The organism is Legionella rowbothamii, from assembly GCF_900639985.1.
Taxonomy (GTDB): domain Bacteria; phylum Pseudomonadota; class Gammaproteobacteria; order Legionellales; family Legionellaceae; genus Legionella; species Legionella rowbothamii.
In genome coordinates this window covers 1,191,404-1,214,467 of record NZ_CAAAIM010000001.1, presented here as the reverse complement: position 1 = coordinate 1,214,467, position 23,064 = coordinate 1,191,404, and the positions used below count along the sequence as shown (strand labels likewise).

Genomic DNA, 23,064 nt, shown 5'->3' with positions numbered 1-23,064 from the left:
CAGGGTTTATTTACATTCCTACTTTCAGGGCCAAAATTGCTCTATTTTGAATAGACGCCGCTAAAGCAGCTTGGCGGCTTCATGTCACCCTGAGCTGGCAAAATAAACTGGGTCATGCCGCATTCATCGGTCCGATATAAAGGGATGTTTAATGTATTCATACTCGTTAATGTTTTACTGTGAGGGAAATGAAATCGGTTATCAAAACCTAGAGAGGCGATTGCGTAACGAGGAGCAACCTCCAATAAAAAACGATATGAGGATGAGGTTTTACTGCCATGATGGGGAACAATTAATACTTCTGAGGCTAGCTGAGGACCATATGTTGTTACCAAATAATCTTCTGCTTCTTTTTCGACATCCCCTGCTAATAATACCCGTCCACTCGCGCTCGTCACTTGCAGGATACAGGAATTATTATTTTTGTTTTTAAAGGGGATATTAATGGGTAAAAAGCGAAATCGTACTTGATCCCATTGCCATTCAGGGTAGTTATGACATTTTACCCCATGCCGGTAGTAGTGTGGTTCATTTACCAGAAGTTGTTTGACGGGGATTGCTGCCTCGATTGATTGCAGCCCACCTCGGTGGTCTTTGTCGGGATGGCTTATAACAATGACATCGAGGCTTTTGATGTGTAAGGTATCAAAATAGGGTAAAACAACCATTTTTCCCAGGTCACTGCCTTGAAAAAATCGATCTCCAGTATCATAAAGCAGCACATGATTTTGAGTGCGAACGCTTACGGAGAGTCCTTGGCCTACGTCTAAAACATCAATCCATGCTTCACCTGGTTGAATGAGTGGCCGAGGAGGGAAAAGAGGAACTAGTAACCATAACCATGCAAACCAGCGAAAAGGGTTAATAGGTAATAAAACCCACATGAGCAAAGCGCCCATTAAGGCTAAGGTGAATTCAACAGAGTGCAATGAATAATTGATATTCATTGCAGCTAACTGCTCAGTCCAATGTAATCCCTGCAATAAAAAATTGATTGACCACGATAATGGCTGCATGATTAATCCCGCCCAAGATGATGCGCTAATCAGCATTGTTACTAAGGCTAGAGGGACAATAACAAAGCCTACTAAAGGAATAGCAAACAAGTTAGCTAAGAACCCATTAATTGACCCGTAAGAATACCAATGCAAGGTAAGAGGCATTAAACCGATTAAACAGCTTAATTGTATGGCGAGACTACTTTTATAGCCTTTAAATCGCCAACGTTGTTGGGTCAGGAATAAGCAAGATACCGCGAGGAACGAAAAATAAAATCCTTGCATAAATACTGCATGTGGCTCGATACACAGCACTAAAAAGAGGGCATAACGCCATATTTGCCAGGGGGTAAAACGTTGTTTTCCCATACTACACAGTGCATAAAAAAAGCAGCCGATCAAGGCACGTTGTACGGGTGGCTCGAATCCGGCTAAAAAAGCATAGAATAAGGCAATGAGCAAACCACAGCCACTGGCAATATAGGGAGCGGGGATATAGAGACAGGCTTTGGAACTCCGTGACCATAACCAGCGGCTAAGCCAATAAATGAGACCGGAAATGAGAGCAATATGTTCACCTGAGATTCCAAATAAATGAGTGGTTCCGGTGCGTCGGAATAGTTCCCAAGATTCTTGGCTAATGTGTCGCGTTAAATTTAAGGTTAGGGCTTCGATAATTCCTGCTGTTGTCTGATTTGGCGCTAATTGGGTCAGTTTATCCCCGAGAGAGGCACGTAATTCAACCCAGCCAAAGTTTAGGTTTGTTTCTTTAATTAATTGCGCGCCACGAGCACGTATATAACCAGTCCACATAATGTGACGCTTGTTAAGCGATGTCACATAGTCGGCGCTCCCTGGATTAAGGAAATTGCGTGGTTTTTTTAGTTTTACTGAAAATTGCCACTGTTGTCCTGCCTGTAATGCTGGGGCCTTAGTGTACCACGCTAATTGGACTAAGCCTTGGGCCGGATGTTGATTGACTTGTGCTAACTCAAAGAGAAATTGTGTTTTATGCGGGTTTTGCTGTGGAATCGATGCAATTTTTCCCCGAATAGTAGCATGTTGAATGACTGCGCTATTGGGAAGTCCACTGGGCATAATAAACCATTGATGAGCCCAGGTGATGCCACAACCTAAAAAGAAAAAGAAAATAATAGAGTAGCTGGGGGTAATGTAAAACAGCAGTAAGGTAATTGCGGGTAAATAAAAATTAAAGGTATAGGTATAAAGTATGCCGAAGAAAAAGCAAAAAATTTCCATTTAAATTTCAGTGTTGGACTATCCAGCACGCATAGTAGGAAATTCGTAACTGCCTGTAAAGTAAATTTTATTTAGGGCACCCAGCAATCATTTTGGATTACACCCTCAGCATCGGTAGCTATTTTTTTATTGCTCTGATCAATTAAAAATTCAGCGCAATGCTGATCTTTTGTTTGCACTCCTGTAGCTATTGCCCTTAGGGTATATGCTGTTAGGCTAGGTTTGATTAGGCTAATTAGATAATAACCTTGGGAAGACTTATGGGGGTAGGGGGTTAAGTGAGCGCACTCTTTAGCGTAGGAGTGGTTTTGTGCATAGCAGGTCTCTAGTATCATTTGTTCTTGAGTTAAGCTCGTCAAGGCATCTACGCGGTGCGTTTTTAAGAGAAAAGAGACATAGGAGGGATAAGCCATTATAGCAAAGCTTGCTAGAATGCATAATGCAATTAATAGTTCGATTAAACTAAAGCCAGATATTGTTTTTGAATTCAAGGTACCCCCTAAGACTAAAACCTTATCTCGAACGTAGTGAGGTACCAGAAGCTGAAACTCCCTCACTATGTTCGAATGATGTATCTAACGTTCTCAGCGCTTAATCAAAATATGAAGGGCGCGAAGTAATCACTTCCTCTTCTTCCGAGTCACTAGGCTGAGCTAACGAGCTAACGAAGTTAATAGGCTTTCTTTTTTTCAGTGGGGGTGGGGTTGTATTTGGGCCAAATTCTTCACCAAATTGTCGAGCTGCTGTTTCTTGTTCAAAGATTAGAGGAGCTAGTGTTTGTTGCTGACCAACGGGTGAAGTCATTGTTCTGGGCCCAAAAAGTGGCAACGAAGAGTTTTTCAATGCCGTATATGTTCTCATGAGTCTTGCTGGCCGTTTAAATGTATCTGACATGCTGGGCTCAGCAGATGGAGCAATGTCTTCAAATACTAGCTTTCTTTTTACTGGCTCATCGTTTCCAAATTGTAGCTTTCTTAATACTTTATTTTCCCTAGATACTGCACTATTTTCTTTATCAACATCGGCAACGAGACTACCTCCCTCTCTTTCGTAGTGCACTACTTGGGTTTTAGCATTTTGCTTTTCCCAACTTACAGTTAGCTTAGTATTTTCCGAAAAAGTTTTTAACCATGCTTTAATATCGGCTCTCGAGCAGAGATGAGTTTCTATTACTTTACCATTGTGACCTTGCTCCTCAATAGTTAGGACTTCAGGTAATTGAAATGGAAGTTTGTCCTCATTGGCAACAAGGATTGCTAAAATCCATTTAAGGGAATTAAATGAAGGGCGGAAATCACCACTTTTATTATTAAGTTTGAGCAACGTGGAATAGTCATAACTAAAAAACAGATTCCCTGCGGTTTTACAATAAGCGGCATTTCGGGGAGAGCCTGTCATTTTATAATGAGCAGGTGCGGGTGGAGCACTAGTGTGAGTTTCTCTAGCAAACCATGCTTTTCCATTTATATCGACCAGGTAACGTAAATCAGGAATTTCGTTACCTTTTTTCTTTTCAGCTAACAACTCTCCTAAAGTTGCTAGCGAATGAATAGAAAACACCCCGTTTCGTGTTGTTTTTTTCAAGTTATTTGATAGAAATCTATCGTTTTCGCTTGGTGGTGTAGAGAAAAGTTGCTCTAACTTCGATTGCATAAAAAACGCCTTTTATCAATAAGATATGTTAAAAAAGGCGCGAATTTTACCACAAAAGTCACTTTTTATCCATTATTTTGATCGTATTTTTTCCGAATCGTTTTTTTTCTGCCTTTTTCTTGTTTTCTGGTGATGGTTTTCTATTTTTCGGAGGACCTTTTCTTACTTGAGTTGGCAATGATGAACTAGGAAGGTGATGATTGGGTTCAAAGTCATCAATTTCAATACGATCTAACTTGCGTTTAATTAATTTTTCAATCGCCTGTAATTGCCCAACTTCATCAGCGCAAACTAGGGATACGGCCATACCAGATGCTCCTGCACGACCTGTACGCCCAATACGGTGTACGTAATCTTCTGCTACTTGTGGCAAATCAAAATTGACAACACAAGGCAGTTGGTCAATATCAATTCCGCGAGCAGCAATGTCCGTAGCGACCAGAATATGTAATTCACCTGATTTAAAATCAGCTAAGGCTTTAGTGCGTTGCGATTGTGATTTATTACCATGAATTGCTGCAGCATAGATATGCTCCTCAGACAATTGTTTTACCAGTTTATTGGCACCGTGCTTGGTTTTCGCAAAAACCAAGGTTTGCCCCCATTTATTTTTATGAATTAAATGACTTAATAGAGCCGCCTTACGACTTTTATCGACAGGGTGTACGGTTTGTTTGATTTTGATAGCGGTCGTATTTCGAGGCGCAACATCGATTTCAACAGGCTGGTTCAGTAATCCTTTTGCTAATGCACGAATACCATCAGAAAAGGTTGCGGAGAATAATAAATTCTGGCGATGTCTTGGTAGCATGCTAATGATGCGTTTGATGTCGTGGATAAAGCCCATGTCTAACATACGATCTGCTTCATCTAAAACCAGGGTTTTAATTTCATTGAATTGGATGGCGCGTTGCTGATGTAGATCCAATAAGCGTCCTGGAGTTGCTACTAAAATTTCCACCCCGCTACGTAATTTCATCATTTGCGGATTAATTTTTACACCGCCAAAAACTACGGTTGAACGTAGAGGTGTATAGCAGCCATATTGTTTGACACTCTCGTACACTTGGGCTGCTAGTTCACGGGTGGGGGTGAGAATTAATACTTTAGCCTGGTTGGCTTTGGCTCGAGGCTGGTCGTGGAGGTTTTGTAAAATAGGCAATACGAAGCTTGCCGTTTTTCCCGTTCCTGTTTGTGCAGAGGCAAGAAGGTCATGGCCGCGTAAAATGGCAGGAATGGATTGCGCTTGAATAGGGGAGGGCTCAGTGTATCCTGATTCATTGATGGCGCGCAGCAAAGGTTCGATTAAACCTAAGGATGTAAAACTCATGGTATTTCCTTAAATAAAGATGGAGTGGTAGTTCAAATCGTGTTTTAACAGGTCAATGTGAATAAAATATGGATAAGTGTACCATAATGGGGGTGTTTAGGGGAATTAAATTTTAGGTACGTCATTCTGATGAGCCGTGTAGGCTGGGCTTTTCCGCCCAGCCTACACAACTCAGCTCACGAAATAAAAGATTAATCCCAGGCAACAAAGGCATCAATATCCTTAGTATTCTTTCCCAGTTTAGGTTGCGGCTGGGGGTGAAGTTGTGGCTTGGAGCAATGCATTGATGACTTAAATGTCTTTAACGCCCTTTCTAGGCTGACAAAAGTATAGCCATTTTCTTTATATAACTTAATAATATCCGGTAACACATAGGCATTAAGCAAATTCGCATGGATTAATAAAATTTGGGCTTGTTGACCATTGTGATGCTCCTCTGCTCGCAGGGTTTGTTCCCAAATAAAATCCAAATAAAAGGGTTTTAACTCCTCAAGGTAGGTACGTCGATTTAATTCAGGTACCGCAAGCAATCTTTGGTTGAAGACAAAGTCTTTAGAATCTACAGTGATTGGTGCTACTTGGTAATTCTTTTTCGCGAGAAAACAAAGGATCGCGTCTTTCTTTTGTCCTGAGCTCATTGATAAATAAGGGTAACGGAAATATTTTGGTTCCGTTAATACTGGGGATAAAATCGCATCTGCCTCGCCAATTTCACGAATCGCCTCTTTAGTTCCAAGTCGACCAAGATTAGCATGTGTCAAGGTATGATTCCCTAAGCCAAAACCAGCATCACGAAACTTGCGGAGAATTTCCCAGTTATCTTTACGCACCTCACTGGCAATAATAAAGCCTGTTGCGGGAACCCGCTGTTTGTTCATGGTTTCAATCATCATATTTAAATGAAAATTTCGATACTCGCCAACAAAGGGTAAATCATCGATGGTAATTGAGATGAGCTTTTTTGAGTGTGGCGCCTTATGATTGCTTAATTTTTGAGGCTCATCAGTTGATGCTTGCATTGAAGGTAGTGCAAAACTTACTGTGGGGAGGGCTGAAAAAAGCATTAAAGCGGGAATTATATTTTTAATTATTAATTTAATTTTCATCAGTGCAAGATACAACAATATTAAAGAAAGCGGCATTGTAACAAAATTTAAGAACTTAATCTAAAGGGGAAAGATGAATCATAAATTATAAGTAAATCTGAGTAGTCGCCAAAACAGCTACTACTCAGAAAAGGAACAGGTTATCCGTTATTGTAAGCTTGTCGTGGGTGCATCTAGAGGTAAGCTATCCGTGTTGGCTGTATCTGGAGTTTCTGCCTTTTTGCCTAACAGACCAAAGGAATTATATGCGCCTTTAATCAAACTAACAGCACTCCAAGCAGAAGTTACAGGCTGCTCTACTTTTTCGCTTTGCTTCATGGTGATGAAAATTTGTTTGCATGCGCTATCCCGACTAGAGCAAATCGCCTCAAAGAACAAATTCAGTACTTCAGGTAAGTTGAATCCTTCAATCTTGGCAAATGGATGGGATTCATTGATTACCTTTTCTACGGGTTTTTTTTGCTCGGTTTGCTTGTTTTCCAGAGTTACATAGCGAATAAAATTATTTGCTGCGTGCAATAAAGACTCATGATCTAGGTGGGATATGCTCTCTGCTCCAAGTAGCTCACCAAACTTCTTATGGATCTCAGAGTTATCAGGAGAACGCAAAAGGTAAGTTTTTTGAATTTGTTTACGGACTAAATACATTGATCCTGCGAGGATGGCGGTTTTTTCTGTATCTTTAATGCCTAAATTTTCCACTAAAGCACAAATTTTTTCTAGGAAATTAAGTTGAGTAGCTCGAGCTTGTACCTCATTAATTGTCCCTTTCTTTTTAGAAACCAACTCTGCAGTGATTATGCCTTCAAGCTCTTTTTTCAGTTCAGCAAAAGATTTAAATCTTTCGGTAGCTGAGGAAGGTGTTTCTTTTTCAACTTTGAATGCAGAGATGTCAATAACACTTTTTCCATTTGCAGCTAAACCATCAACTACTGTGGTACGCGCATTTTTTTCAAATTCATAAGCTTTTGTGAGTATTCTTTCTAGAGCATCTTTTGGTAATGCGGAAAGCATGTGATCTTCTTTAAAGCCTTTGCGTGCATCACCCTCTGGAAAAAGCTGGGATTTCATTAATGCATTGAACATTACATAGAACGTTTCATAGTAATTGGGGCTTGGAAGATTATCAATAGCAACAGATGCACCTACACCTAGAGCTTCGGCGATGCGAGAGGAGAGTATCGTGGCGCGATTACGGTTAATAGAACTAATATCGTGTTGAGCTATTAACATGGCTCCGTAATATGCCAATTTGTAGTTATGGATATTCTCATTAAGCCTACTTTCAAGTTTTTTCTTGGCTTTTTCGGCATCTTCTTTTAGTCTGGTCGGGCTAAACTTTGGTTTTTCACCGTCTTGCTTTGTTTTTTCAAGCTCTAGCTTTAACTTTTCGTCTATTTTAGCGAGCTTTTCCTCTGTATCTTTCGTGACAATATTAATTTGTTCTTCTATCTTTAGTAAAACAGTCTCCTGTAAAATCATGGCTGAACGCATGTTTGGTTCTTCAAGTCGATCAAAAGACATAGCATTTTCGTATTCGAGTACAACCTCTTTTGTGCGGTTGAAATGATCTTTTAATTCCTTCAAAGTTTTTAACTCAAACGTCATGTTTTTCTCCCAAAATCCATTAAAAGTCATGTAAGTTCATCTTACAGCACCCAGTGTAAACTAAACTAAACCGCTCGTCATGTATTTTCATTATACAAATTATGGATTTGAAAAAAGAATAATAAATACAGCGTGTTATTACTTAAAAAAGAGAGTGTTTCTCCTACTTAAATAGAAAAAAATGTGAAAAAATTTGTATTAATTTTAATAACAGGTAATATTCTGCTTCATTTTTAAGAGACTATTTACTTTTCTTGTTGTTTAGGCTAGAGAAAAGGTAAACAGCACTTTGTGGTAAAATTTTTTTGTAGCTCATCTAGTTTGACTACTAAATGTAATATTGAGTGGGGGGCAGTTTTGAATATAGAAAACGATAAACTATTACAAAGGCAATTTTTAAATCATGCATTATTTGTATTGTCTTTCCTTCTAATCTGTCGTGTTGTCTCCATGTGCTTTATTCCTCTTAACGATGTTTCTGAAGCTCGTTATGCGGAAATTGCACGTAAAATGCTGGAAACTGGAAATTGGGTCACTTTATTTCATGATTATGGCGTTCCATTTTGGGCAAAGCCCCCTTTGTCTACCTGGCTTTCTGCGCTTTCAATGAAATTATTTGGTGTGAATGAATTTGCGGCACGTTTGCCGGGTTTGCTGTTGTCTATAGGAACGCTATGGCTGGTTTGGGATCTGGCTAAAAAACATAGCGGTCAAACTGTGGCAACTTTAACGGTTTTAATTCTTGCAGGAACTCTGTATTTTTTCCTTGATGCAGGGACCGTAATGACGGACCCATCCTTAATTTTTTGCACAACCTTGGTGCTAGTTTCCTTTTGGCGTGCAGTCGTCGATGACCATAAACTCTGGTCCTATGCTTTTTTCGTTGGTGTTGGCTTAGGTTTATTAGCAAAAGGGCCTGTCGCAACCGTGTTAGCTGGGATGCCGATTTTTTGTTGGGTCTTATTGCGTAACCAATGGCGTAACTTATGGAACAGACTGCCCTGGATAAAAGGAACTCTTCTTACCTTCGCAATAGCACTTCCGTGGTATATCTTGGCAGAAATGCGTACTCCAGGGTTTTTAAATTATTTTATTGCCGGAGAACATTTTCACCGATTTATTACGCCTGGATGGACGGGTGATAAATATGGATTTGCTCATAAAGAACATTGGGGAATGATTTGGGTTTTTGCTGCAGTGGGTAGCTTCCCTTGGGGATTGCTTGGTGCTACGTGGTTTGTAAGTTACCGCAAAACCTTGCCTTCTTTATTTCGTGATGAGGATGGATGGTTAGGCTATCTATTCTTATGCACAGTTGTTCCGCTGATATTTTTTACTTTTTCTAGCAATATCATTTACACCTATGTATTTCCTTCATTACCCGCATTTGCTTTGTTTTTCACTGAGTATTGGGTAAGGGCGGGGGCGATGTTACGCGCTAAAAAGTTAGTGCTGGGTTTATCCGTAAGCTGTGGCGTACTATTTTTAGCGGCAGCGATGGTGTTTAACATGATTCCCGAGGTCGTTTCTAAAACACAAAAAGCAGTTGTGGCCGCTTGGCAAGCGCAAAAGCCGGTATCTGGCGGCAAACTTATTTATTGGGATTATAAAACTGAATATTCAGCTCAGTTTTATGCTGCCGGTAATGTAGATTTTGTTTTTAGGAATAATCAACTTTGCAAGCTACTCTCGAACAATGAGGAAAATTATATTGCAGTAAGCCCCAAAAAAATATCTCAAATAGAGCCTGACTTATTGGCGCGTATGCAGAAAGTAGCGGAAATTGTTAGCAATGGGCAGTCGTTAGTGCTGTTGCGTAGTTCGGGAATACACTGTTAGTAATGCGAACGAATTGGGGAATCTAACTCAATACGGAGCACTATTTTTTTACGCGCCATCGTGATTGAGTACGGAGTGAGGCAACCCATGGTTTATGGCCTTGATCTGGGAGAGCTTCGCTTCGTTACATAAAGATACCAATTTGATTTAATTTTTGTTATACTATTGCGCAATTTTTAAGCCATAATGTGAGGAGTATTTGTGTCGCATTCTGTAGCAATGGATTCGAGAACTTTTGTACCTCGTGGTGATCTGATGGCTTGGGTTGTATGCCTTTCCGCCGGACTGTTTTTTTTATACGAGTTTTTTCAGCTCAATATTTTTGACGTAATTAATCAGCCCTTACGTAATGATTTCAGTATTGATGCGACGCAATTAAGTTGGATGTCTAGCGCTTATTTATGGGCTGACATTTTATTTCTTCTTCCCGCTGGCGTTATCCTCGATCGCTATTCTACTCGCACCGTTATTTTATCTGCTATGTTGGTGTGCATTCTCGGTACGGTAGGTTTTGCTCTAACGCACTCATTTATTCTGGCCTCATTCTTTCATTTCCTTTCCGGAATAGGTAATGCTTTTTGCTTTTTATCCTGTGTCGTGTTAGTCGCTCGCTGGTTTCCACCTCGACGACAAGCCTTGGTTGTGGGTTCTTTAGTTACCATGGCATTTATTGGGGGCATGATGGCGCATACCCCTTTTGCATACCTTAATGAGCTATTTGGTTGGCGTCAAGCCTTGCTAATTGATGGTGCTGTAGGTGTGGTTTTATGGCTGTGGATCTACTGGATTGTTCAAGATAGACCTCACGATGCTCCTGTGAAAAATCAGAGCAATGAAGGAAACGTTCTTGCAAGTTTTATGAGCGCATTATCCAACCCTCAAAATTGGTTAGCCGGATTATACACTTCCTTTTTGAATTTGCCGATTATGGTGTTGTGTGCTTTATGGGGGGCTAGTTATTTGCAAGTGGCCCATCAACTGCCGGAAATGGCTGCCAGCAATGTGGTCAGTTTAATTTTTATGGGCAGCGTGATTGGTTGCCCATTGGCTGGCTGGTTGTCTGATTCACAAGGTCGACGTAAACCTTTGATGATTATGGGCGCACTGGCCACTTTACTGACCGTACTTCCGCTCTTTTTAAATATTGCGCTTTCTCAGCTGACTTTAAGTATTATCTTTTTTACCCTAGGCTTGTTTACCAGTACGCAAGTAATTTCATATCCTTTAATTGCAGAAAGCAATTCTGCAGACAATACCGGCGCCTCTACCGGTATCGCTTCAGTCATTATCATGGGCGGTGGTGGCGTGGGACAAGTATTATTTGGCTGGTTAATGGCCCATCATGCAAATACAGCAACAACATATACAGTTACTGATTTTCAATTTGCTATGTGGATGTTTCCCATAACTGCGGTTGCGGCACTAGTAGCCGTATTATTGACCCGTGAAACGTATTGCAAGCGTTAATTCTGAGGAGTAAAAATGCACATGGTGGATGAATTTCGAGGATATGAGGACGTAAAATCATCATATTTACCCTGGATGGTATGTTTTGCTGCCACGTTATTCTTTTTTTATGAATTTATCCAAGGAAACATGTTTGCCTCCATCGCTGCAAACATCATGCAAGATTACCAAATTCAGGCCGATAAAATGGCTTGGTTATCCAGCATCTACTATGTATCGAATGTGCTCTTTCTTTTTGTTGCCGGAATAGTCCTAGACCGATTTTCAATTAAAAATACCCTACTCATCGCCATGTTCTTATGTGTAGCGAGTACTTTTTTATTAGCTCACTCTCATTCATTTGCAATTGCATTGTTTTCCCGTTTTATTACCGGTATGGGTAGTGCTTTTTGCTTTTTAGGTCCGGTTCGTTTGGCATCCCACTGGTTTCCTCCTAAGCGAATGGCTTTAGTAACGGGAGCTATTGTGACTATGGCGATGGCTGGTGGCATGTTAGCTCAGTATCCTTTAACCAAATTGGTAAGTATGGTTGGATGGCGTCAGGCGGTGCAGGATGTAGGGATTTTAGGATTTGCAATGCTTGTTGTGATGTTTTTTTGGATCAAAGAAAGACCACAGGTAGCCGTTAAAAAGGCTGTTCCTGCACTTGATGTATTAACCGCAGCCAAGAAAGCTTATTTTAATCCTCAGTATATCCGTGCTGCATTTTATGCAAGCCTTATGAACATGGCGATTGCTGTATTTGGGGCGATGATGGGCTCTTTATATCTGCAGCAACGTCTGGAAATTAATGCAGAAGAAGCTTCAGTAATCAATGGAATGCTTTTTTTAGGTGCGATTATTGGTTCTCCTTTAGTTGGATGGATCTCTGATAAAATTGGATTACGAGTTATGCCTATGAAAGTTGGTGTCCTGGTATCCTTATTAACTTTATTAGCTATTCTTTACGTCCCTGTATCTTTTGGTGTGATGATCGTCTTATTTTTCTTACTGGGATTATTTACCTCAGCTCAAGTAATTAGCTATGCCTTAGTTGCAGAAAGCAGTTCCCCAGCAATGACTGCAACGGCCGTGAGTGTGGTTTCCATTTTGACTCAAGGCGGTTACATTGTTTATCAAAACATTTTTAGCTATTTATTAACCAATCATAGTGGCATGCATCTGGTTAATGGTACCCCAGTTTATTTATTAGATGCCTATCAACATGCGGCAATTATTTTACCAATTGGTTTATTAATTGCATTTCTCATGCTATTTGGTTTAAAAGAAACACGTTGTCAACAAATTGAGGAATAAGCATGACTGGACGAGTTTGTATTTTACTCATGGATTCTTTTGGTATTGGTGCAAGCCTTGATGCCGCACGTTATGGTGATGAAGGTGCAAATACCTTTGTACATATTCACGAGGTATGTGAGCAGGGTGGGGGCGATAAAGCGGGTTTACGTCAAGGCCCATTAACTTTGCCCAACTTAGCTAAATTAGGTCTTTATCATGCGGCGCTTGCCAGTTCTGGATTAAGATTTGTTGAGTTATCTACGTTTGCAGATCCAATTGGCTATTATGGCTATGCTGTTGAGCAAAGCTTAGGTAAAGATACTCCAAGTGGACATTGGGAAATTGCGGGTGTTCCCGTAACTTTTGAGTGGGGTTATTTTCCTGAACAGTCCTCTTGCTTCCCTAAAAAATTAATTGATACATTTCTTCAACGTACAGGTCTTCCAGGGGTTTTGGGCGAGAAGCATGCATCTGGAACTACTATTCTTGATGAACTTGGTGAAGAGCATATGCGTACGGGTAAACCTATCGTGTATACCTCTGCCGACAGTGTGTTTCAAATTGCAGCTCATGAAGAAAGTTTTGGTTTAGAGCGTTTGTATGATATTTGTGAAATTGCTCGAGAACTAGTTGATGAATATCAAATTGGTCGTGTTATTGCGCGTCCTTTTATTGGCAAACCTGGCTCCTTTAAACGTACTGGAAATCGCAAAGATTATGCAACCCTACCTCCTGCAAAAACCTTACTTGATCATTTAAAAGATGCAGGCCGAGAGGTTATTGCCATAGGCAAAATCGCGGATATTTATGCCCATCAGGGCATAACACAAACAATTAAGGCAGATGGCAACATGGCCTTATTTGATGCAACTTTAGAGGCGATGAAAACAGCACCTCAAGGCAGTCTAGTTTTTACAAACTTTGTCGATTTTGATTCTTCATATGGCCATCGCCGTGATGTGATTGGTTATGCGCATGCCCTTGAAGAGTTTGATGCACGCTTGCCAGAATTAGATGCTTTATTACAACCTGATGATTTAGTCATTATTGCTGCTGATCATGGCTGTGATCCAACGCGCCCCGGTTCTGATCATACTCGAGAACATATTCCTGTTCTGGTTTATGGGCCTAGCTTAAAAGGGCGTTCTATTGGTCGTCGAGATACTTTTGCAGACATTGGACAGAGTATTGCCCAACATCTGGGATTAAATAGCTTATCTCATGGCCTATCTTTTTTAATTTGACCCTATTGTTTTTTTATTTTTCATCCCCATGTAGGTCTTAAGTATTTTTGTCATTCCCGCATTAGCGGGAACTTTCAATTAGCCTTAAGTTTAGTTGACGAACACTACTCTCGAATTACCGCAGTTTGACCGCGGTATCCATAAGTCGGAGTCCGAAGTGAGATACCGCTGGATACGGCGGTCAAGTCGTGGTAATTCGGCTTTCTGATGTCAAGTGAAAACTAGGGGTAATTGAACAGTTGGAATGACATGCCAACGTATAGTTAACCTAAATTCGAGGATTTTATTTTGGAACAGTTTCGTGGGACAACCATTCTTTCCGTAAGGCGTGGCAACCAGGTCGTTATCGGTGGCGATGGTCAGGTTACCTTAGGTAATACAGTGATGAAAGGGAATGCGCGTAAGGTTCGCCGTCTCTATAAAGATCAGGTGATTGCTGGTTTTGCTGGAGGCACGGCGGACGCATTTACTCTTTTTGAACGTTTTGAAAGTAAGTTGGAGATGCATCAAGGCCATCTGGTACGTGCCGCGGTTGAATTAGCTAAAGATTGGCGAACCGATAGAATGTTACGCCGTCTTGAGGCGGTGCTTGCAGTTGCTGATAGTAAGTCTTCTTTGATTATTACGGGTAATGGTGATGTCATTGAGCCTGAAGAAAGTTTGATTGCGATTGGTTCTGGTGGCCCATTTGCCCAAGCTGCCGCGCGCGCCTTGATGCAAAATACTGAGTTATCCGCTGTAGACATAGTTCGTAAAGCACTGACTATTGCCGGTGAGATTTGTATTTATACCAACAACAATTTAACCATAGAAGAGTTAAACAATGTCAGCAAATAATAGTATGGTAATGACTCCACGTGAGATCGTTCAAGAATTAGATAAACACATTATTGGGCAAGATGATGCCAAAAGAGCGGTAGCTATTGCATTAAGAAACCGTTGGCGACGTATGAAGATTCACGATGCTGCTTTGCGTAATGAAATCATGCCGAAAAACATTTTGATGATTGGCCCTACTGGTGTAGGAAAAACAGAAATCGCTCGACGGTTGGCTAAATTAGCTCATGCACCTTTTATTAAAGTTGAGGCGACTAAGTTTACTGAGGTAGGCTATGTTGGCCGCGACGTCGATTCAATTTTGCGTGATTTGGCGGATATTGCGATTAAGCAAGAACGTGAATTAGCAATGAAAAAAGTCGAGCACTTGGCTGAAGAGGCAGCCGAAGAACGCATTCTTGATGTTCTATTGCCACCTGCTCGCGGGAGTTTAACGTCTAGTGAAAAAGACAGTACTGCCCGACAAGTATTCCGTAAGCAATTACGGGAAGGCTTATTGGATGAAAATGAAATTGAAATTGAAGTATCTGCAACTCCTGTTGGTATTGAAATTATGGCACCTCCAGGTATGGAAGAAATGACAAGCCAGTTGCAGTCGATGTTCCAACAAGTAGGAACCCATCGCACCAAAACACGTAAAATGATGATTGCTAAGGCGATGAAACTTTTACGTGAAGAAGAAGCAACCAAATTAATTAATGAAGATGATATCAAAATTCGCGCTATTGAAAGCGTAGAACAAAATGGGATTGTCTTTATCGATGAGTTGGATAAAGTTGCCAAGCGTTCAGAAAGTGGTGGTGGAGATGTTTCTCGTGAAGGGGTGCAAAGAGATCTCCTACCCTTAGTAGAGGGAACCACAGTATCTACTAAATACGGAATGATTAAATCTGATCATATTCTTTTCATTGCGTCCGGTGCGTTTCATGTAGCAAAACCTTCTGATTTAATTGCTGAATTACAGGGGCGTTTACCGATTCGTGTGGAGCTTTCTGCCTTATCGGTGGATGATTTTGTGCGTATTCTTACCGAACCAACCGCCTCATTAACCTTACAATATACGGCACTGATGGCAACAGAAGGGCTAACTTTGAGCTTTGATGAGTCTGGGATTCGACGCATTGCCGAGGTTGCGTGGCAGGTCAATGAGCGCATGGAAAATATTGGCGCACGTCGTTTATATACGGTTATGGAACGTTTATTAGAAGTGGTTTCTTTTGAAGCTACTGACAAATCAGGCGAGTCTGTCCACGTGGATAAAGCCTATGTTGATAAGAACTTGGGCCAATTAGTTGCAGATGAAGATTTAGCACGTTATATCCTTTAAATTTCCATCCGTTTTCGTTCTAGCGTGGCTTAATATAGGCTGGGCTGTTAAGCCCAGCATTGTGAGTTGCTCAAACTGTGTTTGTTAGGCTTTTCGACCCTGCTACACCTTTCGCCATAATTTTCTTTTAGTAAATCCCATCAGTTGCAAGCATCTGGCTGCAATTCTATAGTTTACTCATTTCCATTCTAATGTATGATCCATCTCCTAGAAGAAAATCATGGAGTTATTGATGTCTAATCCTTATATTCTCATATTGTACTATTCAAGAACTGGCTCCGTGGCTCAGTTAGCTCAATATATTGCCCGAGGGGTAGAGCGAGTTATTGGAATGGAAGCGCGCTTGCGCACAGTACCTCCAGTTTCCACTACCTGTGAAGCAGTAGACAGTTCGGTTCCTGATAGTGGGGCCCCTTATGCAACTTTAGATGATCTGCGCCATTGTCAGGGATTGGCTTTAGGTAGTCCCACTCGTTTTGGGAATATGGCCGCTCCCTTGAAATATTTTCTCGATGGCACTTCTGCTTTATGGCTAGCCGGAGACTTAATTGATAAACCTGCTTGTGTTTTTTCTTCCTCGGCAAGCATGCACGGGGGGCAGGAAAGCACCTTATTAAGTATGATGCTACCCTTATTACATCAGGGAATGGTTCTTTTAGGAGTACCTTATTCTGAGCCATCCTTAAATGATACAACAACTGGTGGAACGCCTTATGGAGTAACACATGTTTCTGGTGTGGCTAATAATCGTACTCTAAGTGGGGATGAAATCATGCTGGCTAAGAATTTAGGCGAGCGCTTGGCACATGCCGCTCTTAAAATGGGTAAATAAGATGAAAGTAATTTGTTTTAATGCCAATGGTATTCGTGCTGCTGCACGCAATGGGTTTTATGAGTGGTTGGCTGCTCAAAATGCTGATTTTGTCTGCATTCAAGAAACTAAAGCTCATACAGAACAACTAGTACCTGAAGAATTGTTCTTCCCTCGTGACTATTTCTGTGATTATTATTCAGCGCAAAAGAAAGGCTATAGTGGGGTGGCGATTTATGCACGTCATAAGCCCATTCGCGTTGTCAAAGGTATTGGGTATGATTATTGCGATAACGAAGGGCGTTACATTCAATTTGATTATCCTAAATTAAGCGTTATTTCGCTTTATTTACCTTCGGGAACCAGTGGTGATGGACGTCAGGAAGTTAAATATGCCTTTCTGGAGCAATTTGCAAAGCATTTAATGCAATTAAAGAACGAAGGGCGCGAATTGATTATTTGCGGGGATTATAATATCGCTCATAAGAAAATTGATTTAAAAAACTGGCGCTCTAACCAGAAAAACTCCGGATTTTTACCAGAGGAACGTGCCTGGATGGATGAGTTATTTGGTTCGATGGGCTTTATTGATGCTTTTCGGGTACATAATCAAGAAGAAGAACAGTACACGTGGTGGTCTTATCGCAGTAGAGCTTGGGAAAAAAATGTAGGATGGAGAATCGATTATCAGGTTATTACTCCTGGTTTAACTGAAAGTGTGGTGGATAGCTGCATATTTCGCGAAGCTCGTTTGTCCGATCATGCACCATTTATGATTGAATACAAAGGGGATTGGTATGCTTAAATTAGCCAGTTGGAATGTCAACTCATTAAAAATCAGGTTAGAGCAGGTACTGGCCTGGATGGATTCGACACAAATGGATGTTCTTGCTGTACAGGAAACCAAATTAATTGATGAAAACTTCCCTGAGTCTGCATTTACCGAAATGGGTTACCATGTGGTATATGCGGGCCAGAAAACGTATAACGGTGTTGCCGTAATCAGTCGTTATCCTATTACTGAGGTACTAACGGATATTCCAGATTTAGATGATCCTCAGCGACGTATTCTGGCCGTAACGGTTGCAGGGATACGCTTAATTAATTTGTATGTTCCAAATGGTTCTGAGCTTACTTCGGATAAATACGAATATAAATTAAATTGGTTACAGAAAGTAACCCTTTTTATCCAGCAACAATTGAGTATTTATACGCAAGTTGCAGTAGTTGGGGATTTTAATATTGCCCCTGAAGATCGAGATGTACATGATCCTGCAGAATGGGAAGGCTGTGTATTGGTAAGTCCGCCTGAACGAGAAGCTTTTGCTGGATTGTTACAACTTGGCTTACATGACAGTTTTAGGAATTTTGAACAGCCTGAAAAAACATTTAGCTGGTGGGATTATCGTGCCGCGGGTTTTCGACGCAATAGAGGCTTACGTATTGACCATGTGTTGTTAAATCAGGGGTTGAATGCTTTGTGTCGTAGTTCGAATATTGATGTTGAGCCGCGTAAGTCAGAAAGACCATCGGATCATGCGCCAGTGTGGGTTGAGTTGGAGGTAGTGGGGGACGTTGACCAATAATACGCTGGCGAATAGTACGTCATCTTTCGTCGTAGCTTCCGCAGAATGACGGGCCTACAACAAAAATAAATTTCTGTGCTATAGTAAAAGATTGGGCACAGTCCCCATGCGAGCCAATACTAGAAAAAATTGCTTTACAGAAATTTTTCTGCTATTGTTTCGCGTCATTTGTATAGAATATGGTGCTTGGCAATAGGGTCCAGGTGGCGATATTCATTTGAACTATAAGAGAGTAGTGTTATGAAAGCAACGATTCATCCAAATTATGAAGTTGTTAAGGTTACTTGTAGCTGTGGCGAGACCTTTGAAACTCGTTCAACTTTATGTAAAGATTTAAATATTGAAGTATGTTCACAATGCCATCCTTTCTATACTGGAAAGCAAAAATTAGTTGATACTGGTGGTCGTGTTCAGAAGTTCCGTGATCGTTACAGTCAACGTGCTGCTGCCGCTGCATCAAAAGAATAGTTGTGAAGCGCGCATTTTTGCGCGCATTTAATTAACTTATTGAAAAATTATTATCATCATGGTAGTTTTTTACTAAGTTGCCAGGGCATTGACGCTCAAATCTCCTCTCAATTCGTGTTTTCTCCGCGACTTCCTCCCCGGAAATTAGATGTTTGGTAGCTAGCATTGCTACTTTAACTCCTCTTCCGGATTAGTCGCGACAGATCGATGATGATTGGAGGGTGAGCAAGCCCTATTTTGTATTGGTTTTTATTTAAGAGAGTAAGTACCTTGGATAATGAAGTTTTAAAACAGTCAGCATTGGATTATCACGAGTTCCCCATTCCAGGAAAGCTCAGTGTTCACCTTACTAAGCCAACTAACTCTCAGCATGATTTATCTTTGGCCTATACCCCGGGCGTTGCAGCTCCTGTATTGGCCATAGCAGAAAATCCTGAAAATGCTTATCGCTATACTAACAAAGGTAATTTAGTAGCTGTAATGACTAATGGTACCGCGGTACTTGGTTTGGGTGACCTCGGGCCTCTTGCCAGTAAGCCGGTTATGGAAGGCAAGGCGGTTTTATTTAAGCGGTTTGCTGATATCGATGTGTTTGATATTGAAATTGATGCCCATGACCCGCAAGCATTTATTACTACTGCCAAAAATATTGCTCCTACCTTTGGTGGAATTAACTTAGAAGATCTTAAAGCGCCAGAGTGCTTTGAAATTGAACAAGCGTTAATAGAACAATTAAGTATCCCTGTATTCCATGATGATCAGCATGGCACAGCCATTGTTGTTGCTGCAGGTTTGTTAAATGCCTTAGATTTACAAAAGAAAACTTTGTCTGATGCAAAAATTGTATGTATTGGAGCAGGGGCTGCAGGTATTGCATCCATGCGTTTACTTGCTGCTTTGGGAGCAAATAAAGAGAACATGACGCTTTTGGATACTAAAGGCGTTATTCATTCAGAGCGTACCGATCTTAATCCTTATAAGTTTGCTTTTTCCCGTACTACATCATCCCGTACTTTAGCTGATGCTTTGGTTGATGCAGATGTGTTCATCGGCGTTGCCAAGCCTAATTTATTAGATGCAGATTTATTAAATTTAATGGCGCCTAATGCTGTTATTTTTGCGTTATCCAATCCTGATCCGGAAATAAGACCGGAGGTTGCTTATCAAGTTCGTAATGATGTAATCATTGCAACAGGTCGTAGTGACTATCCTAATCAGGTAAATAATGTGTTATGTTTTCCATATATTTTCCGTGGTGCACTGGATGTGCGCGCAACATGCATTAACCAAGCCATGCAAATTGCAGCAGTTGAAGCAATACGCCAATTGGTGCATGAGCCGGTTCCCCAGGTAGTGAAGGATAATTACCCAGGCGTTACAGATTGGGAGTTTGGGCCTAATTACATTATTCCCAAGCCCATTGACCCTCGCTTAAAAGAGCGGGTTCCTGCAGCTGTTGCTAAAGCGGCAATTGCTAGCGGCGTGAGCCAAAATAATCATTATTTAAAATAACGGTAACTTCTCGGTAGTTATCCTGGGCTGCAGTATGAGATTTACAGGATGAAGCGTTCTGCCTAATCAATGAAGTGCTTTGCTGTACCTTGGATAAAACCTTGGAGTTAATACAAAGAAAAGCGTGATCGCTCTGGCGCACGCTTTTACTTAACCCAATAGTTAAGGAGATGACTTTGCTTTCTGAGAATCGTAAGAATTACACCCTAATGGGGTGGTTTATTTGTGCTCTTGGGGCAATATTCTACAGTTATGAATATTTACTAAGAATTGCACCTAGTGCGATGGAACCGGCTTTGCGGACCCACTTTGATTTATCTGCAACTGGCTTTGGGCACATTTCTTCCATCTATTATTATGCCTATGTTCCCATGCAATTACCGGTAGGTTTGTTGCTTGACCGTTATGGTCCACGTCGTCTATTAACTCTTGCATGTGTTATTTGTGTGCTCGGTACCTTCTTGTTTACAGGAACTGCAAATTTTTGGGTGGCTGCTTCGGGACGTTTTTTAGTTGGTCTAGGTTCGGCATTTGCCTTCGTTGGTGTATTAAAGCTTGCGACGATTTGGTTACCAGAAAACCGTTTGGCTATGGTTTCTGGAATGACTGCAGCATTAGGTACTATAGGTGCGATGCTCGGTGATAACTTCTTAGAAATTTTTGTAGAAAAGTTAGGTTGGGTTAGAACGCTTAATACCACTGCTGCTTTCGGTATTGTTTTGACATTTATCTTATGGGCGGGCCTTCAAGATAAGAAAGGACGTCATAGACAAAGTGGCACGGTTTCTTCCTTCAAAAAAGGTTTAGCCGATTTAGCAATTATTGCCCGTAACAAGCAAATTTGGGTTAATGGCATGTATGGCTGTTTGGTTTATTTGCCAACAACCGTTTTTGCTGAATTATGGGGTATTCCTTATTTAAAACATGCTCACGGCTTATCAGCTCACGCAGCAGGACTTGCCAACTCATTGCTGTTCCTAGGTTTTACCTTAGGCGCCCCATTGATGGGTTATATTTCGGATCGTTTCGAGCGTAGAAAGTTTCCCATGCTCGTTGGTGCTACTGGTGCCATGATCATGATGTTAATTATTTTGTATGTTCCTGGTTTAACGGAAACCAATGTACAAATCTTAATGTTTTTATTGGGTTTATTGTATAGTGCGCAAGCAATTGTATTTGCTGTGGGTCGCGAATTAAGTCCTGGTGAGGCTGCTGGTACTGCAATGGCAATTACTAATATGATCGTTATGTTAGGCGCAATGTTGTTGCAACCATTGGTTGGACATTTATTAGATTTTAGTTTTTCAGCACGAAGCGAAGCGACTGGAGCTATTGTAGAAAACGTCCATAAGTTGTACACTGTGGCTGATTATCAGTTCGCACTATCTATTATACCCCTAGGTATATTTATTGCGGCCATATTAACGTTCTTTTTACGAGAAACTTACGCTCTAGTAGATAAATAAATATGAATGCTAAAAAACAATTGATATTTGGTTCGCTCATCTGCTTTGTTGGGGCAGTGTTCTATTGTTATGAGTTTATCCTGCGTATTATACCAGGTGTGCTGCAGGCGGAGCTCAGTATTGCTCTGGGGCATATTTCTGCAACAACATTTGGCCAAATATCAGCGCTCTACTATTTTGCATATTCACCAATGCAAATGCCAGTAGGGATGCTTATGGATAGATATGGGCCTAGACGATTACTTACCTTTGCATGTATTTGTTGTACTGTAGGCTCATGGATGTTCACCTTAACATCATCCATGTTTTTAGTGGGGGCCGGCCGCTTTTTAGTAGGGTTTGGCTCATCCTTTGCTTTCGTTGGGGTTTTATCTTTAGCATTGCATTGGCTACCTAGACGTTATTTTTCGCTTGTTGCTGGTTTAATGACTACTTTAGGAATGTTAGGGCTGGTTTATGGTGAAGTAAAAATCACTGAATGGTCTCAACGTGTTGGTTGGGAACAAGTATTATTGTTCATTGCCCTCATTGGTTCTGGCTTGAGTGTTTTGATGTTGCTAGTGGTACGTGATGGACCTACAGGTCATCAATCCAATAAACATCCCTTACCTGAGTTTTTCCATAATGTTCTTAAAGTTTTAATGGCTCCAGAGGTGTGGTTAATCGGTTTTGTAGGAGCTTGTCTTTATACTTCCTTATCGGTGTTTGGGGAGTTGTGGGGTAAGACCTATTTAGAACAGGCACATCACTTAACTAAGGTTGAGGCCGCTAGAACAGTATCGGCTGTATTCTTAGGTTGGGCTGTAGGTGCCCCTATAGCTGGATATCTTTCTGACCGTACGGGGAGAAGATTATTACCTTTGGTTGTGGGTGCTATTCTTTCATTAATTTGTATTAGCTTAGTATTATATATGCCAGGATTATCTTATAAGTCACTTAATATTCTATTGTTTTTGTACGGTGTATTTAGTGCTACAGAAATCATTGTATTTATTATGGCTAAAGAGTGCAGTGGGGCCAAGTTGTCAGGTACGGTTTTTGCTGCGACTAATATGATTGTGACGTTAGGGGGGGTTGTTTTCCAACCTTTAGTAGGTAAGTTACTAGATACTTTTGGTGACAGTGGTATCGTAGGGGGCGAGCATATTTACACCGTTGTGGATTATCAGGTTGCCTTATCGATATTACCTATTTCTCTTTTATTAGTTACAATTCTTGCCTTTTTTATTAAAGATCATTCCCCAAATTAAAAAGCGAAACCTGGTTGCTTCCAA

Annotated in this window: 19 protein-coding genes; 13 read left to right on the top strand and 6 right to left on the bottom strand. The window is 40.9% G+C overall.

Features of this window, described 5'->3' with window-relative positions; translation table 11 throughout:
* Positions 1-41 precede the first annotated feature (41 nt).
* From E1P08_RS05130 to E1P08_RS05105, 6 genes are all read right to left on the bottom strand, one after another.
* The gene (locus E1P08_RS05130) at positions 42-2,258 is read right to left on the bottom strand and encodes a DNA internalization-related competence protein ComEC/Rec2 (RefSeq protein ID WP_133135910.1); all 2,217 of its coding nucleotides are present in this window, start codon (positions 2,256-2,258) and stop codon (positions 42-44) included.
* 71 nt (positions 2,259-2,329) lie between these two features.
* A complete protein-coding gene (locus E1P08_RS05125; protein ID WP_133135909.1) occupies positions 2,330-2,749 on the bottom strand; it encodes a type IV pilin protein in 420 nt (139 codons plus the stop codon).
* Between the two features lie 100 nt (positions 2,750-2,849).
* Positions 2,850-3,911: a hypothetical protein gene (locus E1P08_RS05120; RefSeq protein WP_133135908.1), complete on the bottom strand. Its 1,062-nt coding sequence runs from the start codon at positions 3,909-3,911 to the stop codon at positions 2,850-2,852.
* A 58-nt stretch (positions 3,912-3,969) separates the two neighbouring features.
* Complete coding sequence (locus tag E1P08_RS05115) at positions 3,970-5,241, bottom strand: DEAD/DEAH box helicase (protein WP_133135907.1); 1,272 nt, start codon at positions 5,239-5,241, stop codon at positions 3,970-3,972.
* A 191-nt stretch (positions 5,242-5,432) separates the two neighbouring features.
* Positions 5,433-6,260: a polysaccharide deacetylase family protein gene (locus E1P08_RS05110; protein ID WP_242602380.1), complete on the bottom strand. Its 828-nt coding sequence runs from the start codon at positions 6,258-6,260 to the stop codon at positions 5,433-5,435.
* A gap of 234 nt (positions 6,261-6,494) precedes the next feature.
* Positions 6,495-7,985, bottom strand: a complete 1,491-nt coding sequence (locus E1P08_RS05105) for a hypothetical protein (RefSeq protein WP_133135905.1) — start codon at positions 7,983-7,985, stop codon at positions 6,495-6,497.
* A 327-nt stretch (positions 7,986-8,312) separates the two neighbouring features.
* Here E1P08_RS05105 and E1P08_RS05100 point away from each other — a divergent pair, with 327 nt between their 5' ends.
* The 13 genes from E1P08_RS05100 (at position 8,313) to E1P08_RS05040 (ending at position 23,040) form a co-directional block, all read left to right on the top strand.
* Complete coding sequence (locus E1P08_RS05100) at positions 8,313-9,794, top strand: ArnT family glycosyltransferase (protein WP_133135904.1); 1,482 nt, start codon at positions 8,313-8,315, stop codon at positions 9,792-9,794.
* A gap of 201 nt (positions 9,795-9,995) precedes the next feature.
* Positions 9,996-11,261 (top strand): MFS transporter, encoded by a 1,266-nt coding sequence (locus E1P08_RS05095; RefSeq protein WP_165485086.1) that lies wholly within the window; start codon positions 9,996-9,998, stop codon positions 11,259-11,261.
* 15 nt (positions 11,262-11,276) lie between these two features.
* Positions 11,277-12,557 (top strand): MFS transporter, encoded by a 1,281-nt coding sequence (locus E1P08_RS05090; RefSeq protein ID WP_133135903.1) that lies wholly within the window; start codon positions 11,277-11,279, stop codon positions 12,555-12,557.
* A gap of 2 nt (positions 12,558-12,559) precedes the next feature.
* A complete protein-coding gene (locus E1P08_RS05085) occupies positions 12,560-13,783 on the top strand; it encodes a phosphopentomutase (RefSeq protein ID WP_133135902.1) in 1,224 nt (407 codons plus the stop codon).
* Positions 13,784-14,071: 288 nt separating this feature from the next.
* Positions 14,072-14,620 (top strand): ATP-dependent protease subunit HslV, encoded by a 549-nt coding sequence (hslV, locus tag E1P08_RS05080; RefSeq protein ID WP_133135901.1) that lies wholly within the window; start codon positions 14,072-14,074, stop codon positions 14,618-14,620.
* 4 nt (positions 14,621-14,624) lie between these two features.
* The gene (gene hslU, locus E1P08_RS05075; RefSeq protein ID WP_207387337.1) at positions 14,625-15,947 is read left to right on the top strand and encodes an ATP-dependent protease ATPase subunit HslU; all 1,323 of its coding nucleotides are present in this window, start codon (positions 14,625-14,627) and stop codon (positions 15,945-15,947) included.
* 232 nt (positions 15,948-16,179) lie between these two features.
* Positions 16,180-16,779 carry an NAD(P)H:quinone oxidoreductase gene (gene wrbA, locus E1P08_RS05070; protein ID WP_133135900.1) on the top strand — a complete coding sequence of 200 codons (600 nt, stop codon included), beginning with the start codon at positions 16,180-16,182 and terminating at the stop codon, positions 16,777-16,779.
* Between the two features lies 1 nt (position 16,780).
* A complete protein-coding gene (locus E1P08_RS05065; protein WP_133135899.1) occupies positions 16,781-17,563 on the top strand; it encodes an exodeoxyribonuclease III in 783 nt (260 codons plus the stop codon).
* On the top strand, positions 17,556-18,344 hold the full coding sequence (gene xth, locus E1P08_RS05060; protein WP_133135898.1) for an exodeoxyribonuclease III: 789 nt from the start codon (positions 17,556-17,558) through the stop codon (positions 18,342-18,344). The genes E1P08_RS05065 and xth overlap by 8 nt, the downstream gene beginning before the upstream one ends.
* A 240-nt stretch (positions 18,345-18,584) precedes the next feature.
* Entirely contained in the window at positions 18,585-18,812 is a 228-nt protein-coding gene (rpmE, locus tag E1P08_RS05055) for a 50S ribosomal protein L31 (RefSeq protein WP_133135897.1), read from the top strand.
* Between the two features lie 270 nt (positions 18,813-19,082).
* Entirely contained in the window at positions 19,083-20,324 is a 1,242-nt protein-coding gene (locus E1P08_RS05050) for a malic enzyme-like NAD(P)-binding protein (protein ID WP_133135896.1), read from the top strand.
* Positions 20,325-20,500: 176 nt separating this feature from the next.
* The gene (locus tag E1P08_RS05045) at positions 20,501-21,790 is read left to right on the top strand and encodes an MFS transporter (RefSeq protein ID WP_133135895.1); all 1,290 of its coding nucleotides are present in this window, start codon (positions 20,501-20,503) and stop codon (positions 21,788-21,790) included.
* Between the two features lie 2 nt (positions 21,791-21,792).
* The gene (locus tag E1P08_RS05040; RefSeq protein ID WP_133135894.1) at positions 21,793-23,040 is read left to right on the top strand and encodes an MFS transporter; all 1,248 of its coding nucleotides are present in this window, start codon (positions 21,793-21,795) and stop codon (positions 23,038-23,040) included.
* The last annotated feature ends 24 nt before the right edge of the window (positions 23,041-23,064 follow it).